The following is a 23,125-nucleotide window of genomic DNA, read 5'->3' on the forward strand; positions in this document are numbered from 1 at the left end:
TGGACTCGAGGGAGATTGGATATCACCGCGACAGTTTCTGTCGAAAGTCGTCCCACGTCGTCGACCCGATTTCCTCGTTGCGCTCGCGTGCATCTTCGATGGCGGCTTCCACCTCACCGACTGCGTCGACGATAGCGTCTGCGTACGGGCCCTCGAACGAGTCCACCTGCGAGCGAACCACGTGCAGATGCGCTTCGATGTCACGCAGATGGTCCTCTCGCGCATAGTAGGAACTCCCGTTCTTCTTCTCCATCTTCACGAGGTTGATAGGGTTGTACCCGCGAAACATCGCATCTTCGTAATTGATGTTGGCCGCTTCGAGCGCGGAATTCAGCGTCCGAACCGTGTCGCCAACTTTGCGGAACGAATTCCACATGAGATTCCGCGGGTGAATTGCCTGTGCCTGCTTGTGATTGAACATGCCCGAGTTCCGCCGGAGGTCCTCCTTGATGTCATACGGGTCAGGAGCCACGGCAGCGCGCGGGAACTGGAGGTACATCCGCCCATCAGTCACGTAGTAGCGCACCACGTAGTACGCTGTGAGCGTCACCACAGGAGAGAATAGACATGCGAGCAGTATCGGAGAGTTGACCACTCGGGCGGGTCGGGTGAGATACGCGAGGACTATCACATAGCCGAACGGGACACGAGCGAGTGCCCCCCAGACCCACAGCCGCGGTTCGATATCAGTGAATCCGTCACGGTCTTCATAAAGCATCCGCCGGAAATCCCTGAGGCGAAGGGAAAGCGATAACGCGACACCGATGAATACCGTTGAAAGCGATTGTGTGTAGAGGCAGTACGCAGCGATGGTGAGTCCGAGAAACTGCGCCAAGTTTCCGTTGACCGTTAACGTCTTGCTCGACATTTGGTCACCGACATCCGAGAGGTCGTATCTCGTAAGGGCGTGCCAGCGGACGAGCCGGGACAGGATGTACATCACGGCGACGAGTGCTGTGAATACCCCCAGCCGCTTGTAGGGGACACGCGTGATGAGGTTGGGAGCGCCCCAGATGAGCGCGAAGATGACGGCCGGCGGCAGGACAGCGAGGACCTTGTACCACGTGAACTCCCAACTGAACGGTGCTTTTGGCTCTCGATGCGTCCGGTACTGTTTTCGATGCCAGTCCTTCGGTTGGTACGGGAGAATACCTCCAACAAAGTAGACGACCATCACAACGCCCGCCTGATACGCTGGGCTCGCTTCCACGGCGAGATACAGCGCATCAACTCGGTGGAGCAGGGCGAACAGCGGTGGGGCTGCAACCTCGGGGCCTCCCACGGGCAACGAGACGAGAAACAGGATGACCGCCATGAGTGGTAGCGTGACGATGAGATACGCGACAGTGCGAGCGAGAGACCCGACGACGTGGTACAGATACGGGAAGAACCCTCGCATCCACCAGCGGAGCGGGTACACGAGACCAAGGAAAAACCACTCGGCCCACGCGTACACTTTCCCGAGACGCGTCGTCGGTTCTGGCTCTTCTTTAGTAATGAGAGTTCGGGACATATGATGGGAAGGTTAGCTCTAATGGGCCTGTGAAGTAGCCATATATAATCATTTCAATTCCCCAGTCAATATTGAGAGTGGCCACTACCGGGATGAAAGAGGAGAATGCGATTCACAGAAACTACCAACTCGGCTATACTCTTGTGGTTACCTTATTTGCCCGCCATTGATTTGCGAATTTCTGCTGCAAATTGTTCAGGGTTCCCCATGTTCCGCATTACGATTTCGAGCGAGCGCCCCCCACCACTAGCGACCCGTACATTACCCAGCCCCACAAGAGTCTCAGTAACGGTCTTCCGCTCCTGTACTCCCCGAACCTTTCTAAGGGGAAGTTCCTCTCTTCGTAATGCTAAAAATCGATACTCTTTGATTATTCGCTCTGTGGTTACGTAATAGCTCGTAAGCTGATTGGACCAGTATGTGTAGAGCCCAGTGGAGAAAAAGAATAACCCTGTCACGAGTGAGATTGTTGGGTAAATGTAGGGAACCTGTGTGAAGTAGAGCAAATATACAGTTGCGATTAACAAGGGGAAGCCAACAACAACCTTCACAACTGCAACGCGTTGTGTCGGATGTCGTGTTGCGACTATTTCCTCGTTGTCTTGGAGACTGGGAGGTTCTGGTGAGACTCGTTGAACATACACACCGATAGCGGCGATGAATATTCCAAAGAAAAGGAAGGGGATGCCAACGTTGGTCGGATACTGAGACTGGCCGAAATATAGCCAGAGACCAGCAATTACAAATGGAGTTCCTAGAATCGTACTCCACCGTTGAGGGTTATTTCGAACCATATCAGCTCCCCCTGATAAGCTGATGTGCAATTCCACATGCAGAGAGGGCGAACCCGGCGACAGTAAGCACGAATGGGTCACTTAGCGCTTCGAACTCCTCACCGGCGGAATCATTGGAGAAGAAGCCTCTCCTCTCTACCTTGTCGTTCTGGCTGGTTTCGTTCCCTGTTTGAGTTCTTGGCGGTCTGGTTGTTAATGAACCGGATGCCTCTGTTGCTTTAGGTGAGGGTTCTACTGTCGGTTCTGACGTACCTGCAGTAGTCTCAACTGGCGTCATTTCCTGTGTCTCAGTCGATTTCTTCTCCACCGAGCTAATGGTCATCCCTTCTCCAATCTGCGCTGTGATTGACAACGGTTCGTCAACGTAGAATTTTCTCTCATATTCGATGGAGCCGCCGTTCTTGTTCGGGATTGAAATTGAGAAGTCGATAGACCCAATTAGCTCCATGCCGGTGTACGGGGAGTCATCGACAACGACGAAACCCTCGTGGTTTGTGGTAAGGGAGTTCGGACCCGTTCCCCAATAATCACCATCTACACCTTCCGCGTATAATCTTACATCAGCATTCCCAACGGGATTTCCTTCAGAATCAAGCGCTCGAGCCTCTACAAGATGGGCTTGTTCAATCTGAAGCGTACCAAGGTCATTATTTCCCGGAACCGTAGGATATCGACCGAGCGAACAGACATGGGGTATTCCGTCCGGCTTTTGTGGCAATGGGCCGTATTTATATTTATAAAACCCCACTCGGCAGTGAGTATTCGCTGGTACCTCTTGTTTGAATCGTCCTTCTTGGTCAGTGACTGTCCTTGAACTGCCTCCTTTTTTAGAGCCAACCTCTACCGCCCGTTGTGCGATTGGGTCGCCCATATAGTCTACAACTTGGCCCTGAAGGACAGCATTGTTCGCTGCTGAAACCGTAGAACTGAGACCAGCTCCAACAATTGCGCTTGCACCAATTGAGGAGAGGAATGTCCGGCGTCGACAACTACTCATCTGGAGTGGGAAACAACTAGGACATTAAATACATGTCGGGGAGAGTATCTTCTATAATATCTAGTTGCACATGAGACAGAGTAGCTTCTCATCCATCATAGCCCACACTTCTCCGAGAATGCGCTCCAATAACGCTCATCCGTCCATAAACCTCGACTCAATATCTTCGAAGTCACATAGGAGACTTGACTGAACGCACCTGGGTTGCCACTGTATTTCCATTTTGAGCTTGTGAAGAAATGAAGGTGTGGGTCAGACGACGGAATCCATACCACCGACCGTTAACCGGCCATCAGTTGCGTCCAACCAGTCGTCCTTCGTCATCGGGTCAGGGCCGTCGACGAATCTCACACGCTCACGTCGAAGTGCGTCTCTCTGGGACCGGTGAATCTGCGCCTCACCACCTTCGAGGGCCAGTTTGAACGCCCCCGCGGCAGCCTTGATATGGCGGCACGGGTCCTCCTCAGAGTCACCGTCGTAATCACAGTTGCAGTGCGCCTCCGACTCCTGCTCTGGCTCGTCGAGCGCGAACGTGACCGAGAACACGTCCACGAGAAACATCCACTCTGGAGTCAATCCCCCTTCCTCTCAGGCGACCAGTCAGCGAAGTAACGCAGGTCGAACCGTATCTCGCACTCTGGGCAGGCTTTGAGGTGGTCTGCGAGACCATCGACGGATTCCGTGATGTGAGCCAGCCCACATCGCGGGCAGGGAGGTTCCTCACTCATCGCTCTCTCCCTTCTGCGCCTCTTTGTATTCCTCCCAATTCTCCTCAAACCGTTCCTGCTCCTCTTCCCAGTCAGCGAGTTCCTGCTCCCAGTCGGGCTCTGAGATGGAATCCTGTAGGTCACGTTCGACTCGGCGGATGTGTTTTCGCAATTGGTCTGGGGACAAGCCCCTAAGCCGTGGATGGGAGATTGAAGGGCCAGGCATTCGCGGTGGGCCGCGAGACGAAGCCATCATCTCCATCTGAGCGAGTTGCTCGCGTGCCATTCTCAACTCCGCACGTAATTCGTCAGCTGGGTCCTCACTCGCAGGAACGATTGGAACGCGTTCTGGTTCCCACCGCGGTTCCCGCGTCATTCAGCCCCTTCGTCTGGTTCTCGAATAACGATGATGTCGTCCCAGATAACCGCATCCTCCTCTTCAGCGAGGTCAACGGCCTTCCGCGCTGCTTCTCTTGTACTCGAGAAGAACCCCCACGACTCGCGTACGGTACGGGCCCCATCCTCATTCACCGCGGCACGAAGAACTACGTCGTGCGCCTCATGCGGTTCCTCAAGCGTCTTATCGTCGTCTTCAGGAATGCGGTACACGCAGATGTGCGGTCGGTCTACTGGTCGGCCGTCTACGATGCGGTCGGAGTTGATGTGGTCTGAAACGTGGCCCTCGACCCCAGCATCCTCCAGTGTCATTCGCCCTCTGGCGCAGTTAGAGCCCGGCGGGCCATCATCTCACCGACAGTGTTGATGCCGTCCATCTGGTCGACGTTGACCCTTCGCTGCTCCTCTGCGACTAACTCGTGGGAGGCGTTGTCCCCGCAGTCAACAGGTTCTGTCGATGCCATACTGTGATGTCATCGCGGCTGTATATGAGGTCGAGAGCTTATACGCAGGCCACAGGTCTGGAACAAACCAATAGGGTCCTACTTCGCGAGAGGAGTATGGAAGTGATTCAGCACCTGAGACAGACGTGGCCCCCAGCTCCCGGCGAGCACGACGATGCGTGGCGAGCATGCCCGCAGTGTGGGACGAAGTACTACATTTCAACCACACACCCTTCGGATGCAATGCGGGCACGCGAACACCAATCCCAGTGTAGAGGTGCTGAAGTGATGAACAGAATTGATTAACGAAGGAAAGTTGCAAAATCGAAGAGGAGCCAGCCGATGCAACTACTCGTGTAGAATTGAACGTCAACTACCAAACGCTGTTCTTCGCATATTCAGGATATTCAGCGTATACTTTGTTAATGAGGTCAGAGAGTAGCATATCGTTGTATTCTTCTTTGAGGTCCTCGGCCAGCGAATAGACCCCTGTTGCTCCCTCGTTATCTATTAAATGCCGTGCCCAAGACCGGCCTTCTTCTGTGAGACGGTAGGTGTATTTCACCTTCCCGTCCGTGATATCCTCTTCTTCGACGTCGATAAGGTCAGCATCCTCCAATGAATCCAAATCATCGTACAACTCTTTGGAGAATGGCCCGTAGTCGTATGCGATGAAGCCGTAGTCTGGGCTGTCAAGCGATGACTTTGACTCCTCTTCTAACTCCTGCTCCATAAGGAAGACGAGCTTCTGAAGGCGCGTGCGACCCTCAATTTCATCTCCCTCACAAGCACCCAATAATGCCAGTGGGAGCAATTTCCTGTGCATTATGCGTGCACCTTGTTTGCTGACTCATAAATTGATGCGAAGTGCTCTGTGAAAATCTTTGCTGTGCCAGCATCATGGAAGAGCATCCCTGTATCGCCTTGATTGAGATTAATCAATACCGTCCCTTCATCGCCCACATAGAACGAGGTATCAACCTTATCAGCTTCCCTGAATTTGGCACTCGGAATCTCCTCTGCAACGTTTTGGAGTGCTTGACGGCCACTCCAGCCCACAATTCTCACATCAATCCCTTCCTCAGCCTTCGATTGAAGGAGGTCTTTGTCTCTGGATGAAAGCCAGAACGTACGTTCAAGAATCCAAATTCGTTCCTGCGCCTGCTCGAAGAGCTCACGAGCCTTGACCGACGCAGCAGCGACACCGGTAGTTACCCATGCGGGATGCGATTCCGATTCAAGATTTAGGTCATACGCGGGCTCCAGAGCCTCAATCGCCTCAACAGCCATATCTTCGAATCTTCGCTGATTTGGCTCAATGAGCTTTCGAGGATTTTGCGCATCCCAGTTCGTCGGTTGGACACCCTGTTTCACAACCGCGTCTTGGCTGTGTAAATTGTTCAGGATATCGTAAACACGTCCTTGGGGGATGTCCGCTCGAACTACGACCTCAGATGCTTCTAAGGGCCCATAGCGAACAAGGACCCTGTAAGCGGCTGCTTCGTACTTTCCCCACTCCATGATTGTTTGGAGCGACTCATCGAGGTCGTAGCTATCTACCACAGAAACAACAACAAACGTGGTTGTATATCAAAACATCGCTCAGTGGTGCTAATGGTGCAACGAATTGCGTGGTTTAAGCTATGATATAAACCCACCCCCTCCGTTTGTGTCAGCGTAACGCGACCATGGCGAAAGGAGCGCAAACCAGGGGGTTCGCGGGTGGATAGTAGCTATCTCACTGGACCGGTTCCACGGATAGAAGCAAAGCCTGAGCATCTAGAACTCATCTCGAAAGCGAGGACAGCTGAGGCGATGATGCTCGATTACCCTCACGCGCGACGCTTGGAGCAGAATGGAGTTGACCTCTCTGAACTTGACGCCAAAGTCATTCTTACCTCCACGATTCCCGACGAAGAACTGGAAGAGTGGTTCCCAGAACGGGAATTGGCGCTTGCCGAGCGCATCGGGGCCGATGCTATCGTCCCGTGCGACCGTCCAGTCTATGACCGTGACTCGCGTGCTCAACGAATTGAAACAATCCAGACGTACGTAGCAGACCTCTCGGATATCGTTCCCAGGTTTCAGGCTGCCGGCGTTGAGACGGTTCCTTTGGTAAAAGGAGAAACCGAGTTCGAACGGGGCCTGTGCTACAACGCATTCGATGAACTCGGATGTTCTAGGGTCGCGTACTACTGTGTGCAGTATTTCAGCTATGGATTTCGCTATCAGGCACTCTTAGACCGTATTCAACGAATCTCACTCGAATACAACCCAGACAACATGATGCTAATCGGTTTCCAGTCAGAGAACTTGGTATCGGAATTCCCACCATGCATTACCGGAGTCGCCGGTCAGCGATGGTTACGCAAATCGAACCCTCGTAACGTGTCAATAGAGAAATCAGCACTTGACTACGACCGATGGAGTCGACAGGTCACTTCTGCTCTCTGTATCGGGCAACCGCCGCTTCATGCATTCGAGGATGCACGGGGGTGGGCGTGATGGGCACTGGAATCGCGCCGCCAGGCCATCCCGACAATCGGGAGGAGGAAGAATCCGTGGGGGCCAGTTCCGAGCAAACCTCGTTAGACGACTACGCTAACGAGACCGGTCCCACGAATCGGCAAGGAGAGACAATCAACGAACGTCGCGAGCGAATCCAGCAGATACTGGAAGAAGAGATGGATATCGTGGAGAGCCACCAATTTGGGTCCTTTACACGAGGAACGATGGTCGGCCCCCTCTCGGAAGACTCCGATACAGACGTGATGTTTGTACTAAGCCGTGAGGAGCACGGAAAGTGGGAACGTGGAAAGAATGGTTCAAGGAACTGTTTGCGTGCGGTGAAGCGTGCGCTGGAGAAACGATATCCAAACTCGAAGGTGAGTATCGACCGGAACGTCGTGAGCGTCCAGTTCCATGACTTCACTGTAGATGTTGCCCCAGCGTTCCGAGATGGAACTGGCGGCTACAAAATCCCGGACACGTACAGCAAGGGACGCTCGTGGGTGCGGACAAACCCGAGAGGTTACAAGCAACGATTTGAGGCCGTTGATAGCGCTCGTGGAGGGCGACTCCAAAAGGTCGCTCGGGTTGCAAAAAAGCTCCGTGAGAATCGCAACATCCCCATCAGCTCGTATCACATGGAGGTGATGGCTTACGACTACGTTCATAATCATCCGAATCAAGATGCTTCAACGGAGGAGTTGGTTGAGGGGTTCGTCGAGGAACTTCCCCGGAGGGTCTCACGAGGCACGCGGGACCCCGTCAACGGTGACCGATTGGACTCGAACATGGACCGCTCGAACCGAAAAGAAGCCATAAAGAAGGCCAAGACAGCCCGCAAGCGAATGCGGGAAGCAAGTGAGCATCGACGTAGAGGGGAGAGTGAAGCAGCGAACGAAAAGTACGGAGACGCTCTCGGGGAGGACATTGACTGATGGAGGGACTCCGGAGTAAGCTGCGTTATCGGGCCGAGAACAAAGCAGATTCAATTTGCTACACGTACAAGCAACACTTCGCCGCCGCCAACTTCTACCGGGCTCTATCTCGGGCATTAGACTGTGTAATGTTCGTCGCCGCGGCACTGATTCTCGCCACTAACTTCTGGGGGGTCATGCCAAACAGATACATCGCGGTACCCGCGTTGCTCATCGCGGCCATCACGGGTTATCGGAGGGGAACAAATCTGGAGGACAGGACAGAGGAATTTCGACGGTCGGCACGGCGCCATCACGTCCTGTTTGATGAGTATCGGGATTTCCTCATGATTACCCTTGCCGCAGATGAACTGAGCACAAAGGAACTGCGGTCTGAATTTGACCGTCTTAGTGACGAGCGTCGAGACCTCAACCAGACGACACCCGACGCAAGTGAAGTCTGGTACCGTTATGTCAAATGGAAAGGTGAGGACCAGATTCTGGAGGAAATTACAACGACTCCTGAAGCTCGGGAGGTACTGTCCGGCAAGAACGATTGAGTTGCCTTTGAGGAGATGACGTAAGAGATACGTCTTGACAATTGAACCACTCCGAACTACCAATGGACGCCCTCTTCGTTCAAGCACTAATCTGAACCGAGTCCAGCAGTGCAATCAGAGAATCCCCTCAACCTCTTGTAGTAACGATGTGCGGGAGGCTTACAGCACTCTCAGCCTTTGACGTTGTAGCCTTGCGATTACGGATGAATTTATCATACATGGCAGGGAAGGAGTGGTAGCATCTAGACAACTGGATGCATTAGTGACCATACCGATGAGTGAAGGCAAATCTACGCTGGACGAGGTTTGGAAGCGAAAGGTGCAGTATTATGTCTGCAGCATCTATTACGTTCGACTTTTCCCGGCTCTCTGCGGCCCCTATGGTCGTATTCTGCAGCACCGTACTGTTGTTGGCGGCACTCGGCGCCGTCGTGATGATGGGCGAAACAACCGCGGCACTCGTGCTTGTGGCTATATTCGTCTTGGTAGGACTATCGATATTCGCGCTCAGCGCGTACGACATCTGGTGCTAACAGGCTACTAACAAGTTGGGATGAATTACCCCGCTCAGCTAACTGCTGGCGGTGTTTTTTGAAAGGTGCAGATTAGAGGTTTTGCAGCTCCATTTCCCGACTGTGCGGCACACCACTAGTTGGGAGAGCGGTTGTGTCGCCAGTCCGTCGGTTGGAGTTGACTTCCGCCTGAGTGACGGACAGGGAACTCTTACTCCTTGACCATTATAAAGCTTGGCGAAGGTGGACGAAGGGGCTCAATGGTTATGATTGATAGAAGTTGGAGAATTGGATATCTCGCCGGAACCAATGTGAGCGATTGTAAATAAAAATAGAGAGTCTTAGACATATTCGTGAGAAGTGTGTGGATATATGATATCCATATCAGCTACAAGTAGTTGTAGTACTCGTCCTTGCGACCCATTTCCTCTCAGTAGCGGGCCGAGGCGGTTATGCGGTTCGTTCCGCCTCGCCCGAACTCTCCATCCTCATCGCACCATTCCACCACCCTCACTGCACCATTCTACCCTCGCGAACGTTCAATCAGGCCCCGCGATTCCACCGTTCACCATCGGGGGTAGCTCGCCGAACTGAGCGGCCTCCGGCGGCCGTGCGGCCGTTCGTTCGGGGCGCGAACCGCGGGTATTTTGAGGGGGTCAACCGTAGCGGGTCGTATATGTTCAAGGCCATCGTGAGCGCGTCGACCCTCCGGGACGCGCTCGATTCGGTGAGCGTGCTGGTCGACGAGTGCAAGATCCGGCTGAACGAGGACGAGCTCGCGATCCGGGCCGTGGACCCCGCGAACGTGGGGATGGTCGACCTGTCGCTCGAAGCCGCCGCGTTCGAGTCCTACGAGGCCGACGGCGGCGTCATCGGCGTGAACCTCAACCGGCTCGAGGACATCGCCGGCATGGCCAGCTCCGGGGACCTCGTCCACCTCGAACTCGACGAGGAGACCCGCAAGCTCCACATCGAGATGGAGGGGCTCAGCTACACGCTCGCTCTCATCGACCCGGACTCCATCCGCCAGGAGCCGGACATCCCCGACCTCGATCTGGCCGCCGAGATCGTCCTGGAGGGCGCCCAGCTTGACCGCGGTATCAAGGCCGCCGACATGGTGAGCGACCACATCCGCCTCCGCGTCGACGAGGCCGACGAGGCGTTCATCATCGAGGCCGAGGGCGACACCGACGACGTCGACCTGCGGCTCCCCCGCGAGGACCTCATCGACCTCCAGGCCGGCCCAGCCGACTCGCTGTTCTCGCTCGACTACCTGAAGGACATGAACAAGGCCATTCCGTCGGACGCGGAGGTCCGCATCGAACTCGGCGAGGAGTTCCCCGTGAAGCTCCACTACGAGTTCGCCGAGGGCATGGGCCACACCACGTTCATGCTCGCACCGCGCATCCAGAGCGACTGAACCGGATCAACCGCGCCCGCGCTCCCCGGTCCGACCGTCGTCCCGGCGCTCACCACACTTTTGGCCGTTCGGCGCCCCCTCTCCGCATGAGCGACGTCGCCGTCTGGTTCGACCTCGACGGGACCCTCCTCGCGTTCGACGACTACGGCGCGGTCGTCGAGCACGCCTGCGTCGAGATGGGCATCGACCCGACCGACGCGTTCCTGGAGGCGTACTACGATCGGTTCTTCGACGCGTTCCGGAACTACCACCCGGACCCGTTCCGCGCCGGCGTCGAGCGCGCCGTGATGGCCACGGGGTCCTACGTGGACGCGGTCGCGTTCGTCGACACCATCCGGGAAGCCGAGTTCGACGCGGCAAAGGTACCCGAGGCGGTCCACGACGCGCTCGCCGAACTCGAGGCGGCGGACGGCGTCGCGCTCGGCGTCCTGACGAACGGGCTCGAGGAGTGGCAGCGCGGGAAACTGGAGGCCAACGAGCTGCTGGGGTACTTCGACGCGACCCTGACGAGCTACGAGGTCGGCCGGCACAAGCCCGCCCCGGAGGTGTTCGCCAGGGCCGAGAAGCTCCTCCCGGCCGACGAGCACGTGATGGTCGGCGACGACGACGAGGCGGACGTAGCGGGGGCTCGCGAACGCGGCTGGCGGGCGATTCACGTCGACGGCCCGGAGTCGGTGGGGGATGCCGTGGCCAGGATTCGGTAGAACCCCGGCCCGCGCCGAACCGACAGCAGCAGAGGTCTGCCTCGAGCGCGCCGTTTTCACGGGTGGTCGACCTGAAAGCATTTACAATCCGATCGGGATGACGCCGACGTGAAGCCCCGTCTCGCCCTCGGACTCGCCCTCCTCGTCGCAGTTCCGCTCGTGGGGAACTCGGCCCTGCTCGCGCTTCCGGCCGACCCGCCGGCGCACCGGCACTCCATCGAACCGATCGAGGAGAGCGACGTTCCCTCGGAGGCCGAGATTCACCAGTACGACGACCTCTCACCCGAGGCTCGGCACGTGATCGACGCCGCGCTCGCATCCTCGGACGGACACACCACAGTTACCGGCGAGGCAAACCGTCCGCCCGAGTTCCACTACAGCGATTACGCACAGTACGGGTCGGGGATGTACGTCATCGAGAAGGGCGGCACCTACTACGAACTGACGACGTACGCCGGGACGTCCATCGACGTGCGCCCGATACAGCGCGGACTGTTCGTAGCGCTCGGTTTCGCCGTTGTGTTCGTCGGAGTGGCGGGCTATCGTGCCGGCATGGGGTACGTGCCGGTTGTCGTTGCCGTCGCGGCCGCACTCCCGCTTCTGCCCGTCCTCGCGGGGCTGTATCGGTCGACCGATGCCGCGGTGTTGCTGGGGACGCTAGGGGCACTCGGTGTGTGTCTCGTTGGAGGTCTCCTCCTCGCCTGGACGTGGGTTCACGGACAGTGACTCGGTTCCGTATCGAGACCAGCGAGAGCGTCACCGCCGCAACAGCAGCAACGCCGGCACCAGCACCACCGCACCCGCGACGAACGGCGACCAGTAGGCCGCGACGTAGGCGGCGGCCGCGACCGGCGGCCCGACCGTCCGTCCGAGACTCCCGGCGCCCTGCGTGACGCCGAAGGCGGCGCCCTGGGTCTCCTCGCTCGCCCCCCGCGAGACGAGCGTCGACAGTGAGACCGTGATCGCGCCGTTGCCGAAGGAGAGCAGCGCGCCGTCCACGAGCAGGGCCAGCAGCGGGCCGTCGAGCCACGCCGGCCCGCCGAACGACGGGAGCAGGCTCCCCACCTGCGGGGTGAACGGCAGCAGCGCCAGCGCCAGCGCGAGCGAGACGCCGCCGGCGAGCGCGAGCGGGGCCGCGCCGAGTCGACGCTCCAGTCTCCCGACGAGCACGCCCTGGTTCACCGTGCCGATCACGCCGATGTACGTGAGGAAGAGCGCGGCCTCCGTCGCGCCGTAGCCGTAGAAGTCCGCCGCGAACGGGATGAACATCACCTGGATGCCGGCGAACGAGACCGACGCGAGGAAGAAGGCGATCACGAGCGGTCGAAGCGTCGCATCCGCCAGCGCGGCCCGGAACGACTCGACGAGCGAGATTCGGGGGGTGGGTCGACGCTCCCGCGTCGGCTCCTTCAGGACGAGCGCGGCGGCGACGAGCGCGAGCAGCGACATGCCGGCGGCGACGAAACTGGGCAGGGAGAATCGGGTCGTCGGGACGAACGCCGGGAGGACGCCGTCGGCGGCGGCGACGACCCCGTCGCTCGCGGCGAGGCCGCCGATGGCCGGACCGAAGACGAACCCGAGCGCGAACGCCGCGCCGACGAGGCCGAGCGCGCCCGCGCGGCGGTCCTCCGGCGTCACGTCGGCGACGTACGCCTGCGCGGCGGCGATGTTCCCGCCGGCCGCGCCAGCGAGCAGACGGGAGGCGAACAGCGTGGCGACGGCCGCTGCGGTGCCGGCGAGGCTCCCCACCTCGGCGGCGAGTCCGAACACGGTCCAGGCGACCGCCGCGGCGGCGACCGAGCCCATGATGACCGGCCGGCGGCCGTACTGGTCGGAGAGACGACCCAGCGTGGGGGCAGCGAGGAACTGCGCGAGGGAGTACGAGGCGGCGAGCAGCCCGATAAACAGGTCGCTGACGCCGAGCGAGCGGACGTAGAACGGGAGGACGGGGATGACGACACCGAAGCCGAGCAGGTCGAGGAAGACGACGCCGACGACGACGGCGACCGCGCGCCGGGACCCTGCCGGCGGCGACTCCGTGTCACCGACGGAGGCCGAGCGCGTGAGCGACACGTCGCCGGGTTCGGCGGCCGGGGGCTTAGCCTTGTGCCAGTCTCAGCCCCTGTGGGCCTCGATGACCCGCTTCGCGGCCCGGGCCTTCTCCTTCCAGCCGTAGCCGGCCTCGTACACGTGACGCTTCTTGTCCACCAACGCGCCGGGGGAGGCCTCCTCGAAGCCGCCGCGGGCCCAGGTTCCCGACTCCTCCAGCCACTCGATGGTGTGCTGGCGGGTCTCCTCCCAGGAGAGCCCGACCATCTCGTACCAGGCGATCATCGCGAACACGGCGTTGTCGTGGGCGCCGGGGTAGCTCCCCTGGCGGTAGATGGTCGCCATCGGCTCGGTCGTCGGCTCGGACACCTCCTCGCGGTACTCCTCGGCGGTGAGCAGCCGGAGGCCCGCGTCGGTCTCCTGCACCCGGCCCTCGCGGACGAGCAGGTCGAGCGCGGCGTTGTGGAGCCGCCCCCACTCGCCGTGGACGGCGTGGCGGAGGGCGTCCTCGGTGATCGTCTCCCGGACGAGCACCGCGAGCAGGTCGGTGTACGCCTTCTCGACGCGGTTCCAGGCGGTCCCCTCGAAGTCGCAGGCGGCGTCGTGCAGGCTGTTGCTGGTGCGACAGCCCGGACAGGGGTACGCGAACCGCGGCATGGTCGACGTTGGTGTCCGTGTTCACACTGGGTCTTAGGTTTCGTGGTTCCGGCGGGGAGGTGGTGGTCGGTGTCGGGTGGCGTGCTTCGCGGAGTAGTAGTCGAGATATCGCGTCGGCGCGTTCGCCAGCGACGTGGAGACCGCCGCATCCCGCCAACCGTCGGGCGGCAACCGCTCCTGCGGACTACCGACGGCGTGCACGTTCGGTAGTCGGGTCGCATCGCTCGGCTGAACCCCCGGCGGGTGGGAATGGAAGGGGCCGCGACTCTCGGCGAGCCCCGAGGCCTCAAGCACCACAGCCGAGGGAGCGGAGTCGTGCGAGACGGCGAAGCCGTCTCGTGATGACGAGGGAGCTTCGCTCCCTCGAACCACGACCGAGGCGAGGAGCACAGAGTGGCTCGCGGGAGCCGAGAGTCGCGGGGGCTTCCGTGGTCGTCATTACGGGAGCAGTCGTCGCTATCCAATCGAACACAGCAGCGAAGAGCTCGAAACGAATCCCCGTAACGACAGCAGCGTCACCTAATCGCCGAACGGGCCCATCCCGCCCATCCCGCCGCCGCCACCGCCGCCCTGGTTCTGCATCTTCTTCATCATCCGCTGCATGTCGCCGTCGCCCATCCCGGCGAACTGCTCCATCGTCCGCTTCATCATCCGGTGCTGCTCCAGCAGTTCCTCGAGTCGCTCCGCGGGCACGCCCGACCCGTGGGCGATGCGGCGCTGGCGCTCCGCGCCGATGACGCTCGGGTCCTCCAGTTCCGCCTCGGTCATCGAATCCATCAGGATGTCGAAGCTCCGCATCCGGTCCTGGGTCACGTCCATCGCGTCGTCCGGGAGCTGGTCCATGATGCCGCCGCCGAGGCCCGGGATCATGTCCATCACCTGGTCGAGCGGGCCCATCCGGTCCATCGCGCGCATCTGGTTGCGCATGTCCTTCAGGGTGAACTCGCCCTCCATCATGTCCTCGGGGTCCCAGTCGTCCTCCTCCTGGGTCTCCTCCATCGCGCGCTCGACACGCTCGGAGAGCTGTTTCAGGTCGCCCATCCCGAGCAGCCGCGAGATGAAGCCGTTCGGCTCGAAGCGCTCGATGTCCTGGACCGTCTCGCCGGTGCCGAGGAAGGCGATGGACGAGCCAGTCTCGTTGACCGCGGTCAGCGCGCCACCACCCTTCGCCGTCCCGTCGAGCTTGGTGATGACGACGCCGTCGATGCCGATGGACTCCTCGAACCGCTGGGCCTGGTCCTTCGCGCCCTGGCCGATCGCCGCGTCGAGCACGAGCAGCGAGCGGTCAGGGTCGACGACCGAGTCGATCTCCTCGATCTCGGCGATGAGGTCGTCCTCGAGCGCGTGGCGGCCGGCGGTGTCGACGATGTGCACCTCGGCGTCCGAGGTGGCCTCGAGCCCATCGCGGGCGATCTGCACGGGGTCGTCCGCGTCGGGGTCGCCGTAGAACTGCACCTCGGCGTCCTCGGTCATCTGCTTGGCCTGGTCGTACGCGCCGGGCCGGAAGGTGTCGGTCTGGATGACCGCGGGGCGGAGCCCCTTCTTCGAGAACCACCAGGCCATCTTCGCGGCGGAGGTCGTCTTCCCCGACCCCTGGAGGCCGGCGAGCAGGATGGTCTGCTCCTGCAGCGGGAGCTCCGTGGACTCGCCGATGAGCCCGACCATCTCCTCGTAGACGATCTTGAGGACGTGGTCGCGCGCGGTCGTCCCGCCCGGCGGCTCCTCCTCCAGCGCCCGGGTCTCGATGCTGTCCGACAGCTCCATCACGAGGCCCACGTCGACGTCGGCCGAGAGGAGCGAGCGCTGGATCTCCCGGACAACCTCCTCGACGTCGGCTTCGTCGAGCCGGGACTTCCCGCGGAGGGTGTCCATCGTGTCCCGCAGGGAACTCCCGAGGTCGTCGAGTACCATTTGCCGGACGTAGGCGGTCCGCGCGGTAAAGGCTTTGTTCGTTGGGCGGCGGCGGTCCGGCGAGAATCCGGACTTCACAACACGTTTGCCAGCTACCCACGGACACAGAACCGTGTTCGGCCTCGACGCCCCCACCGTCGTCGCGTACGTCCTCGCGGCGGGCGCGCTCATCCTCGTCCCCGGCCAGGACACCGTGGTGGTGCTTACCCGCGGGCTCCGCTCTCCGCGCGTCGGCGTCGCGGCCGCGCTCGGGGTCGCGACGGGCGTCCTCGGGCACGCGACCGCGGCGGCGCTCGGCCTGGCCGCGCTGTTCCGCGCGGTTCCGGCGCTCGCCCGCGCCGTCGCGCTCCTCGGCGCGGCCTACCTCTGCTACCTCGCGGTCGAGACGCTCCGCGACGACGAGTTCGCCGCGTCGGAGGGAGCATACGACGACGGCACCCTCGATACCGGTTCGGGCGTCCGCGCGGGCTACCGGCGCGGTTTGCTCACCAACGCCGCGAACCCGAAGGTGGCGCTGTTCTTCCTCGCGTTCCTCCCCGGCTTCGCCGGGGGTCCGGACGCGACGGGCGCGATGCTCGTGCTCGGCGTCGTGTACGCCGTCCTCGGCGCCCTCTACCTCGGGGCGGTCGGCGCGCTGGCGGGCCGGGCGGGGCGACTTCTCGACGACCCACGGAAGCGACGCGGCGTTCGCGTGGTGTCGGCCAGCGTGCTGGTGGTGCTGGCCGGGGTACTCGTCGCGAGCGTGGTGTGAGCCGGGCATCGGGACGCGCCGGCCGACCGTCGGAAACGGGGCGAGTGGTGGCTGTCGAGGCTATAAGGGACAGTGCGTGGTATCGAATGGCATGGATATCACCGACGTCGAGACGGTGCAGGTGCAGGTCGACCTCGACGAGCCCCTGGGGGTGTCGCGCGGTCGCGAGACGGACATCCGGAGCGCGGCGTTCGTAGTCGTCGAGACGGACGCGGGGATCACGGGGATCGGCGAGGGGGTCGGCCCCGAACCGTACATCGTCGAGCGCATCGTCGAGGGGAAGTACGCCCCCCGGCTGATCGGGGAGGACCCCCTCGACGTCGAGCGCCTGTGGGGTGCGATGCTGACCGACGACCTCTACTGGGACCGGAAGGGGCAGGGCGTCGCCGCGGCCAGCGGCGTCGACATCGCGCTCTGGGACATCGCCGGGAAGTACCACGAGGAGCCGGTCTACCGGTTGCTCGGTGGCGATGCCGACGGAAGTGGTCGGCTCGAAGCGTACGCGAGCGATCTGTTCTGGGACGACCCGGACGTGATGGCCGACCGCGCTGCGGGGTACGTCGACCGGGGTTTCTCGGCGGTCAAGACCCACCTCGGGCGGGGGGTCGACGCCGACGAGGAACGCGTCGCGGCCATTCGCGACGCCATCGGCGACGCGGCGCTGATGGTCGACATGAACTGCGGGTACGACCGGGCGGACGCGCTGCGCGTCGGTCGGATGCTCGAGGAGTACGACGTATACTGGTACGAGGAGCCGCTCTCCCCGTACGACGTGGACGGGCTGGCGACGCTCCGGGGGAAACTCGACGTGCCGATCGCGACCGGCGAGAACGAGTACACGAAGTGGGGGTTCCGCGAACTGTTCGAGGCGGACGCGGTCGACTACGCGATGCCCGACACGATGCGGTGCGGGGGAATCACGGAGGAGAAGAAGGTCTGCACGCTCGCGGAGGCCTTCGACGTCGTCTGCTCGCCGCACTGTTTCACGACGGGGGTCGGCCTCGCGGCGACGATGCACGTGATGGCCGCCTCGCCAGCGACCAAGTGGCTGGAGTTCGACACGACCGACTTTCCACTGTTCGACGCGCTGTTCACCTCGTCGCTGGCGGTCGAGGACGGCCTGGTCTCGCTCCCCGAGGACCCAGGACTCGGCGTCGAACTCGACGGAAGCGTCGTCGACGAGTACCGCGTCGAGTGACCCACGCCCCCGCTCAGATCAGGAAGAACGCCACCGCGGTCCCGATGAACACGACCTTCAGCGCCGTGTTCAGCGCCACCACCTTCGTGCCGAACTCCGGCCCCCAGACGCCGAACTGGAACGGGATCGACCGCTTGAACGTCGACACCGTGAACGAGACGATCCCGCCGATGAGCATCGTCGCCACCGCCTGCTCTGGCGAGAGCGCGTCGCCGACGAGCGGCGCGACCGTCGCGGCGCCCGCGGTGGTGTCGAACGCGAAGATCACGACGACCGGGATCGCGGCGGCCGGGAGCCCCGCGACCTCCGCGAGCGGCCCGGCCGCGGCGGACAGGGATTCGACGTCCACTCGCGCGACGAGGACGGTCACGAGTACGTAGACGACCGCCAGGCGGGGGACGATGCGCCGGAGCGTCGAGATCGAGGAGTCGGCGGCCGCCCGGACGCGATCCCGTGGCGTCGCCGTGCCGCCGTCGGTCGCCTCGGCTTCGGCCGCTCCAGGTTCGGCCGCCTCGGCGTCGGTCGTCCCCCCTTCGGCGTCCGTCGAACTCGACCCCCCGGACGCCCCCTCCGACGGGAGCAACAGCGCGCCACCGAGGACGCCCACCAGAGTGATGGCGAGCGCGATGCCCGCGCGGGCGCCGACGTACATCAGCCCTACCTGCAAGCCGAGGATCGGGATCAGCACCGGGGCGTAGAACGTGAAGACGTGCTGGACGAAGCCGAAGAACGTGTTGATGGTCACGGCCACGAGCGTCGCGCGGTCCGAGAGCCGGCCGGACTCGCGGAAGTCCGCGAGCATCCCGTAGCCGGCGGTCGTCGAGGCCGCCGTCGTCAGGATGGCCGTCCCCGCCTCGTCCGGGAGGTTCGCCGGGCCGGTGAGGAACCGGGAGAGGCGAGCGACCCGCTCGACGGCGCCGAACTCCACGGCGAGGTTGGCGAGGAACACCCCGCCGGCGACGAGCGCGGCGATGCGCGCGACCCGGAGCAGGGCGTCCGCAAAGAGCGGGAGCAGGCCGACTACGTCCACACCGACCCTCCGCGGCGGCGCGACTAATCGCTGTCCGTTCCGGTTCGTTTGTGCTCGGTTCGCCTCGCGTCCACGGGTCTCGCCCATCGGCCGACCGTACGGCCGTAGCTACAGGGGGTCGACCCGGACGTCGTCGAGGTAGTGGGTCACGTCCGCCTCCCAGACGACCGAGACACCGACCGCCAGGCGGAGTTCGTTGGGCACCGTGCGCGGGCGCCACTCGAAGGCATACTCCTCCCACCCGGCGGCGCGGTGGAGCGGTTCGCGCAGGCCGCCGACCGGCGCGCGCGGCGTGTTCGTGGTGTTCCGACCGGGGTCCGGGAAGTCCTCCTCGGCCCCGGCGACGAGACAGCCCGCCACTTCCGTCGCCGCGGCGACGCCGAGTGCGCCCCGCCGAAGCGCGTCGCGTCTGGTGTGCACGCTCCGGGCGCCGTCGCCGGCCGGGAAAAGTCCGAGGACGGCGGCATCCCCGCACGGACGGGCTATCCCGCCGCATTCACTCACCTTTTGGCCCGGCGCGCCGACGGGTCGGCCGATGGGAACGACCGCGCGCCTGCGACGCCTGGCCGTCTACGACGCGCTGGCGCTGACGGCGCTCGTCTGGTTCCTCGCGAAGTTCCTCCGGTACGTCCTCCCGCCGCTGTTCGCCACCGCCTCGTTCCGGGCGGAGTTCGGCGTCTCGAACGCCGTGCTCGGGGCCGCCTACACCGCGATGATGGTCGTCTACGCGCTGATGCAGTTCCCCTCCGGCGCGCTGGCGGACCGCCTCGGCGCGACCCGGGTGGTAGTCGGCGGCGCCCTCGTCGCCGCCGGCGGGGCGCTCGTGCTCGCGGTTCCGGTTCCCGGCGACGTTCCGGTCGCGCTCCCCGCCCTCGGTGGCGCGTCGGCCGGGTTCCTCCTCCTCGTCGCCGGATTGTTGCTCGTCGGACTCGGAACGGGCGCGCACAAGACGGCCGCCGTCCGCCTGCTGTCACGGACCTACCCGGCGCGGACGGGCCGGGCGCTCGGCGTGCTCGACACCGTCGGCGCCCTCAGCGGCGTCGCCGCGGGCGCGGCGGTCGTGTTCTTCGCCGACGTGGCCGACTGGCACGCGCTGTACCTCGCGGCCGGCGTGGCGGGGATCGGCCTCGCGGTCGCGGTGGCGCTCAGGGTCCCCCGTCGGGTTCCGGATGTCGACCGGGAGGCGGGCAGTGGCGGAGGTGAGAGCGGAGGGGCCGGCGTTCGAACCTACCTGGCGCTGTTCGGGAGGCCCCGCTTCGCCGCCTTCGTCGGCGTGACGCTCTGCGTCGCGTTCGCGTACAACGGCGCGGTGGCGTTCCTCCCGCTGTACCTGACCGAGCAGGCCGGACTGGCGCCCGCGACCGCCTCCTTCCTCTACAGCGTCCTGTTCGCCGTCAGCTTCGTCCAGCTCGTCACCGGCGACCTCTCGGACCGGGTCGGCCGCCTGTCGGTGTTGGGCGGGACGACGGCGCTCGCGGCGGTCGGCCTCGTCGCCCTGCTCGCAGTCGGGACGGCGGGACCGGTCGTGCTCGGCGCGACCATCGTCGCGTTCGGCGCCGGCGGGCACGGCTACCGGCCCGTCCGCGCCGCGTACCTCACCGAGGTCATCCCCGACGACCTCGCCGGCGGGGGGCTCGGTGTCGTCCGGACGGTGCTGATGATCGCCGGGGCGGTCGCGCCCGCGGTCGTGGGTGCGGTCGCCGACGCGACCGACTTCGGCGTCGCGTTCGCGGTGCTGGCGGCGGCGATGGTCGGGGCGGTCGCGCTGACGGCGCTGACTGCCGTGCTCGACGGCGAGTGAAAATTGGGAGTCCGGCGCTCCGGTCGAGTCTCGGGTTCGCGAGACGGCTCAGTCGTCGGCCGCGGGGACGCCCACCGACACCTCGGCGTTGTACGTGGCGACGAGGTCGTCGACGGCCGCCGAGTGGACCGCCTCCTGGGGGATGTGCATCGCCGAGAGGCTCACGTCGCCGTCGACGACGGCCGCGCGGTCCGACCAGGCCGGGTAGGAGTACGCCGTCCGCTCCAGCGTGGGGTAGCGGTCGGGCTGGTCGAGGCGGTCCCAGTAGTCGCTCTCCAGTCGGAACTCGCCGTCGTACTGCTCGCGCTCGTCGTCGGTGGCCTCGCGGACGTCGACGTCGTAGTCGGCCAGCGGTTCCACCGCGCGGAGTTCCCCGTGCTCCTCCAGCGGCGTGTTCACCGAGAGGTAGTCGACGTCGTCGAAGACGCCCGACTCCGGGAGGCGCTCGACCAGTTCGCGTGTGACCGCGGCGGGCACGTCGAAGGTGAACCCGTTCGGTGGGAAGAACTCCCGGCGGTGGTACGCCGAGACCGCGACCCCGGGGGTCCCGAGGTAGGCCGCCTCGACGGCGGCGCCGACGGTCCCCGAGTGGCCCATGAGGTACTCTCCGCAGTTCGGCCCGAGGTTGCAGCCGGAGACGACGAGATCGAACTCCGCCTCCAGCGCGCGGAGGGCGTAGGCGGCGCAGTCCGCGGGCGTGCCGTGGACCTCGTACCCCCACTCGTGGTCGTCGACGTCGACCGCGCGGGAGCGGGACCGGCCGACGCCGGACTGGTTGGTCGCGGGCGCGACGACCGTCACGTCGGCGACCGCGCGGAGCTCCTCGTACAGCGCCGCGAGCCCCGGCGAGTCGATGCCGTCGTCGTTCGTGAGGAGGACGTGCGGATCGGTCATGCCAGGAGTGCGGCCCGCGTCGCAAAGGATACGTCGGTCCGTTCCGGCTCAGTTCGTCGGGCGGCGATCGATCCATCCTCGACCGGCCCCGCGGGGCCGCCGCCGCACGGTGGCGTGTGATTCGGACACACGCCCGATTTTTTGACGCGTCGGCGTCTTGGGCGGGCTATGGGAATCGGGGAGACGGCCCGGACGGCCTACCGGGAGGCGCTGCCGGCGCTGTCGGCGAGCGTCGTCGGGGGGCTGCTCGCGGGGGTCGTCCTGGGGGGGATGCGCGCCGAGTTCCGGGCGGTCCCCGGCCTGCTCGTCCTCGTGCCCGCGCTGCTCGCGACGCGGGGGAACGTGTACGGGAGCTTCGGCGCGCGGCTCTCGACCGGGCTCCACCAGGGGCTCGTCGAACCCCGGGTCAGCGCGGGTGACGAACGCCTGCGTGGGGCGGTCGCCGCCGCCCTCTCGAACGGCATCGGCATCGCGGCCTTCGCCGCGCTCGCCGCGTACCTCGTCCTCACCCTGCTGGGCGAACCGGTCGCGCCGGCGGGGACGCTCGTCCTCGTCGCGACCCTGGCGGGGGTGCTCTCGGGCGTCGCGCTCGCGGGTGTGGTCATCCTCGTCGTCTTCGCGGGCTACCGGCGGGGGCTCGACCCGGACACGCTGGTCGGCCCACTGGTCACAACTACGGGCGACGTGTTCGGTACGCTGTTCCTCCTGCTGTCGGTACGGGCGACGCTCGCGCTGGTCGGGGGTGGCGGATGACGCCTGTCGGGCGACCGATCACGGCCGAACGGACGGCCGCGGCCGGAGGCGAGGGATGACCGAGGAGTGGACCGTCCGGCGCATCTCGCGTACGATGGTCCCCCTCCTCCTGGTGCTCACGCTCGTGGAGCTCGGCTCGGGGCTGGTGCTCGGCGCGTTCGAGGAGCGCCTGCTGTCGGCGCCGTCGCTGCTCGTGCTCGTGCCGGTGACCATCGGCACCGCGGGGAACCTCGGCTCGATCCTGGCCTCGCGGCTCTCGACGGCGTTCCACCTCGGGACGCTCTCGTTCTCGCCGACGGACGACGACCTGGCCGGCAACGCGCTCGCGACGGTCGCGCTGGCGGCGACGCTGTTCCCGGTCGTCGGCCTCGGCGCGTGGGCGCTGGCCGCGCTCACGGGGTCGACCGCGCTCTCGCCCTGGACCGTCGTGCTCGTCGCGGTGAGTTCGGGCGTCACCCTCGCCGTGCTCGCGGTGGCGGTGACGCTCGTCGCGACGTACGCCGCCTACCGGTTCTCGCTCGACCCGGACGACGTGGTGATCCCGGTCGTGACGAACGTCTGCGACGTGCTCGGGGTGCTGGTGCTGTTCGCGGCCGTGATCGTGTTCACCTGA

Annotated in this window: 26 protein-coding genes; 11 read left to right on the forward strand and 15 right to left on the reverse strand. The window is 63.6% G+C overall.

The window, feature by feature from the left end:
* Positions 1 to 22 precede the first annotated feature (22 nt).
* From HUG10_RS11710 to HUG10_RS11750, 9 genes are all read right to left on the reverse strand, one after another.
* On the reverse strand, positions 23 to 1,456 hold the full coding sequence (locus HUG10_RS11710) for a hypothetical protein (protein ID WP_179169749.1): 1,434 nt from the start codon (positions 1,454 to 1,456) through the stop codon (positions 23 to 25).
* A 209-nt stretch (positions 1,457 to 1,665) separates the two neighbouring features.
* Positions 1,666 to 2,307, reverse strand: a complete 642-nt coding sequence (locus HUG10_RS11715; RefSeq protein ID WP_179169750.1) for a PH domain-containing protein — start codon at positions 2,305 to 2,307, stop codon at positions 1,666 to 1,668.
* 1 nt (position 2,308) lies between these two features.
* A complete protein-coding gene (locus tag HUG10_RS11720; protein WP_179169751.1) occupies positions 2,309 to 3,178 on the reverse strand; it encodes a hypothetical protein in 870 nt (289 codons plus the stop codon).
* A gap of 378 nt (positions 3,179 to 3,556) precedes the next feature.
* Positions 3,557 to 3,856 (reverse strand): SWIM zinc finger family protein, encoded by a 300-nt coding sequence (locus HUG10_RS11725; RefSeq protein ID WP_179169752.1) that lies wholly within the window; start codon positions 3,854 to 3,856, stop codon positions 3,557 to 3,559.
* 20 nt (positions 3,857 to 3,876) lie between these two features.
* Entirely contained in the window at positions 3,877 to 4,155 is a 279-nt protein-coding gene (locus HUG10_RS11730) for a hypothetical protein (RefSeq protein ID WP_179169753.1), read from the reverse strand.
* A 228-nt stretch (positions 4,156 to 4,383) separates the two neighbouring features.
* Positions 4,384 to 4,719 carry a hypothetical protein gene (locus HUG10_RS11735; RefSeq protein ID WP_179169754.1) on the reverse strand — a complete coding sequence of 112 codons (336 nt, stop codon included), beginning with the start codon at positions 4,717 to 4,719 and terminating at the stop codon, positions 4,384 to 4,386.
* Complete coding sequence (locus HUG10_RS11740; protein ID WP_179169755.1) at positions 4,716 to 4,871, reverse strand: hypothetical protein; 156 nt, start codon at positions 4,869 to 4,871, stop codon at positions 4,716 to 4,718. Before HUG10_RS11740 ends, HUG10_RS11735 begins: the two co-directional genes overlap by 4 nt.
* Before the next feature lie 352 nt (positions 4,872 to 5,223).
* Positions 5,224 to 5,676, reverse strand: coding sequence for a type II toxin-antitoxin system antitoxin SocA domain-containing protein (locus tag HUG10_RS11745; RefSeq protein WP_179169756.1), 453 nt, complete (start codon positions 5,674 to 5,676; stop codon positions 5,224 to 5,226).
* The gene (locus HUG10_RS11750; RefSeq protein WP_179169757.1) at positions 5,676 to 6,413 is read right to left on the reverse strand and encodes a TrmB family transcriptional regulator; all 738 of its coding nucleotides are present in this window, start codon (positions 6,411 to 6,413) and stop codon (positions 5,676 to 5,678) included. Before HUG10_RS11750 ends, HUG10_RS11745 begins: the two co-directional genes overlap by 1 nt.
* A gap of 159 nt (positions 6,414 to 6,572) precedes the next feature.
* On the opposite strand from HUG10_RS11750, the gene HUG10_RS11755 reads away from it, so the two are divergent.
* The 6 genes from HUG10_RS11755 to HUG10_RS11780 all read left to right on the forward strand — a co-directional run bounded on the left by HUG10_RS11755 (position 6,573) and on the right by HUG10_RS11780 (position 12,194).
* Entirely contained in the window at positions 6,573 to 7,355 is a 783-nt protein-coding gene (locus tag HUG10_RS11755; protein WP_179169758.1) for an apurinic/apyrimidinic endonuclease family protein, read from the forward strand.
* Positions 7,355 to 8,293 (forward strand): CBASS oligonucleotide cyclase, encoded by a 939-nt coding sequence (locus tag HUG10_RS11760; RefSeq protein WP_179169759.1) that lies wholly within the window; start codon positions 7,355 to 7,357, stop codon positions 8,291 to 8,293. The genes HUG10_RS11755 and HUG10_RS11760 overlap by 1 nt, the downstream gene beginning before the upstream one ends.
* Complete coding sequence (locus HUG10_RS11765; protein WP_179169760.1) at positions 8,293 to 8,832, forward strand: SLATT domain-containing protein; 540 nt, start codon at positions 8,293 to 8,295, stop codon at positions 8,830 to 8,832. Before HUG10_RS11760 ends, HUG10_RS11765 begins: the two co-directional genes overlap by 1 nt.
* Positions 8,833 to 10,020: 1,188 nt before the next feature.
* The gene (locus HUG10_RS11770; RefSeq protein ID WP_179169761.1) at positions 10,021 to 10,764 is read left to right on the forward strand and encodes a DNA polymerase sliding clamp; all 744 of its coding nucleotides are present in this window, start codon (positions 10,021 to 10,023) and stop codon (positions 10,762 to 10,764) included.
* Positions 10,765 to 10,850: 86 nt separating this feature from the next.
* Complete coding sequence (locus tag HUG10_RS11775) at positions 10,851 to 11,468, forward strand: HAD family hydrolase (RefSeq protein WP_179169762.1); 618 nt, start codon at positions 10,851 to 10,853, stop codon at positions 11,466 to 11,468.
* Between the two features lie 108 nt (positions 11,469 to 11,576).
* Positions 11,577 to 12,194: a hypothetical protein gene (locus tag HUG10_RS11780; protein ID WP_179169763.1), complete on the forward strand. Its 618-nt coding sequence runs from the start codon at positions 11,577 to 11,579 to the stop codon at positions 12,192 to 12,194.
* 30 nt (positions 12,195 to 12,224) lie between these two features.
* On the opposite strand, the gene HUG10_RS11785 is transcribed toward HUG10_RS11780, so the two are convergent.
* The 3 genes from HUG10_RS11785 to HUG10_RS11795 all read right to left on the reverse strand — a co-directional run bounded on the left by HUG10_RS11785 (position 12,225) and on the right by HUG10_RS11795 (position 16,085).
* Complete coding sequence (locus HUG10_RS11785) at positions 12,225 to 13,541, reverse strand: MFS transporter (RefSeq protein ID WP_179169764.1); 1,317 nt, start codon at positions 13,539 to 13,541, stop codon at positions 12,225 to 12,227.
* 42 nt (positions 13,542 to 13,583) lie between these two features.
* The gene (locus tag HUG10_RS11790; protein ID WP_179169765.1) at positions 13,584 to 14,174 is read right to left on the reverse strand and encodes a DUF7474 family protein; all 591 of its coding nucleotides are present in this window, start codon (positions 14,172 to 14,174) and stop codon (positions 13,584 to 13,586) included.
* A 519-nt stretch (positions 14,175 to 14,693) separates the two neighbouring features.
* Positions 14,694 to 16,085, reverse strand: coding sequence for a signal recognition particle protein Srp54 (locus HUG10_RS11795; RefSeq protein ID WP_179169766.1), 1,392 nt, complete (start codon positions 16,083 to 16,085; stop codon positions 14,694 to 14,696).
* A 112-nt stretch (positions 16,086 to 16,197) separates the two neighbouring features.
* On the opposite strand from HUG10_RS11795, the gene HUG10_RS11800 reads away from it, so the two are divergent.
* Both HUG10_RS11800 and HUG10_RS11805 read left to right on the forward strand, forming a co-directional pair.
* Entirely contained in the window at positions 16,198 to 16,836 is a 639-nt protein-coding gene (locus HUG10_RS11800; RefSeq protein WP_179169767.1) for a LysE family translocator, read from the forward strand.
* Between the two features lie 91 nt (positions 16,837 to 16,927).
* Positions 16,928 to 18,034, forward strand: coding sequence for a mandelate racemase/muconate lactonizing enzyme family protein (locus tag HUG10_RS11805; RefSeq protein WP_179169768.1), 1,107 nt, complete (start codon positions 16,928 to 16,930; stop codon positions 18,032 to 18,034).
* Between the two features lie 13 nt (positions 18,035 to 18,047).
* Here the strand turns inward: HUG10_RS11805 and HUG10_RS11810 are convergent, their stop codons facing one another.
* The gene (locus HUG10_RS11810; protein ID WP_179169769.1) at positions 18,048 to 19,064 is read right to left on the reverse strand and encodes a nucleoside recognition protein; all 1,017 of its coding nucleotides are present in this window, start codon (positions 19,062 to 19,064) and stop codon (positions 18,048 to 18,050) included.
* 108 nt (positions 19,065 to 19,172) lie between these two features.
* Positions 19,173 to 19,484, reverse strand: a complete 312-nt coding sequence (locus HUG10_RS11815) for a hypothetical protein (RefSeq protein WP_179169770.1) — start codon at positions 19,482 to 19,484, stop codon at positions 19,173 to 19,175.
* Positions 19,485 to 19,599: 115 nt separating this feature from the next.
* Between HUG10_RS11815 and HUG10_RS11820 the strand changes: the two genes are divergently transcribed.
* Positions 19,600 to 20,865 carry an MFS transporter gene (locus tag HUG10_RS11820; protein WP_179169771.1) on the forward strand — a complete coding sequence of 422 codons (1,266 nt, stop codon included), beginning with the start codon at positions 19,600 to 19,602 and terminating at the stop codon, positions 20,863 to 20,865.
* Between the two features lie 48 nt (positions 20,866 to 20,913).
* On the opposite strand, the gene surE is transcribed toward HUG10_RS11820, so the two are convergent.
* Complete coding sequence (gene surE / locus HUG10_RS11825; RefSeq protein WP_179169772.1) at positions 20,914 to 21,759, reverse strand: 5'/3'-nucleotidase SurE; 846 nt, start codon at positions 21,757 to 21,759, stop codon at positions 20,914 to 20,916.
* A gap of 168 nt (positions 21,760 to 21,927) precedes the next feature.
* On the opposite strand from surE, the gene HUG10_RS11830 reads away from it, so the two are divergent.
* Both HUG10_RS11830 and HUG10_RS11835 read left to right on the forward strand, forming a co-directional pair.
* Entirely contained in the window at positions 21,928 to 22,512 is a 585-nt protein-coding gene (locus HUG10_RS11830) for a magnesium transporter (RefSeq protein WP_179169773.1), read from the forward strand.
* 55 nt (positions 22,513 to 22,567) lie between these two features.
* Positions 22,568 to 23,125, forward strand: coding sequence for a magnesium transporter (locus tag HUG10_RS11835; protein ID WP_179169774.1), 558 nt, complete (start codon positions 22,568 to 22,570; stop codon positions 23,123 to 23,125).

This window comes from Halorarum halophilum (assembly GCF_013401515.1).
Classification (GTDB): domain Archaea; phylum Halobacteriota; class Halobacteria; order Halobacteriales; family Haloferacaceae; genus Halorarum; species Halorarum halophilum.

Bases quoted from the DNA above. Each gene is read 5' to 3' on its own strand.
- HUG10_RS11715 (WP_179169750.1), bottom strand. From the start codon at position 2,307: ATGGTTCGAAATAACCCTCAACGGTGGAGTACGATTCTAGGAACTCCA.
- HUG10_RS11720 (WP_179169751.1), bottom strand. From the start codon at position 3,178: ATGGGCGACCCAATCGCACAACGGGCGGTAGAGGTTGGCTCTAAAAAA.
- HUG10_RS11735 (WP_179169754.1), bottom strand. From the start codon at position 4,719: ATGACACTGGAGGATGCTGGGGTCGAGGGCCACGTTTCAGACCACATC.
- HUG10_RS11740 (WP_179169755.1), bottom strand. From the start codon at position 4,871: ATGGCATCGACAGAACCTGTTGACTGCGGGGACAACGCCTCCCACGAG.
- HUG10_RS11745 (WP_179169756.1), bottom strand. From the start codon at position 5,676: ATGCACAGGAAATTGCTCCCACTGGCATTATTGGGTGCTTGTGAGGGA.
- HUG10_RS11760 (WP_179169759.1), top strand. From the start codon at position 7,355: ATGGGCACTGGAATCGCGCCGCCAGGCCATCCCGACAATCGGGAGGAG.
- HUG10_RS11765 (WP_179169760.1), top strand. From the start codon at position 8,293: ATGGAGGGACTCCGGAGTAAGCTGCGTTATCGGGCCGAGAACAAAGCA.
- HUG10_RS11770 (WP_179169761.1), top strand. From the start codon at position 10,021: ATGTTCAAGGCCATCGTGAGCGCGTCGACCCTCCGGGACGCGCTCGAT.
- HUG10_RS11775 (WP_179169762.1), top strand. From the start codon at position 10,851: ATGAGCGACGTCGCCGTCTGGTTCGACCTCGACGGGACCCTCCTCGCG.
- HUG10_RS11790 (WP_179169765.1), bottom strand. From the start codon at position 14,174: ATGCCGCGGTTCGCGTACCCCTGTCCGGGCTGTCGCACCAGCAACAGC.
- HUG10_RS11795 (WP_179169766.1), bottom strand. From the start codon at position 16,085: ATGGTACTCGACGACCTCGGGAGTTCCCTGCGGGACACGATGGACACC.
- HUG10_RS11805 (WP_179169768.1), top strand. From the start codon at position 16,928: ATGGATATCACCGACGTCGAGACGGTGCAGGTGCAGGTCGACCTCGAC.
- HUG10_RS11820 (WP_179169771.1), top strand. From the start codon at position 19,600: ATGGGAACGACCGCGCGCCTGCGACGCCTGGCCGTCTACGACGCGCTG.
- surE (WP_179169772.1), bottom strand. From the start codon at position 21,759: ATGACCGATCCGCACGTCCTCCTCACGAACGACGACGGCATCGACTCG.
- HUG10_RS11830 (WP_179169773.1), top strand. From the start codon at position 21,928: ATGGGAATCGGGGAGACGGCCCGGACGGCCTACCGGGAGGCGCTGCCG.
- HUG10_RS11835 (WP_179169774.1), top strand. From the start codon at position 22,568: ATGACCGAGGAGTGGACCGTCCGGCGCATCTCGCGTACGATGGTCCCC.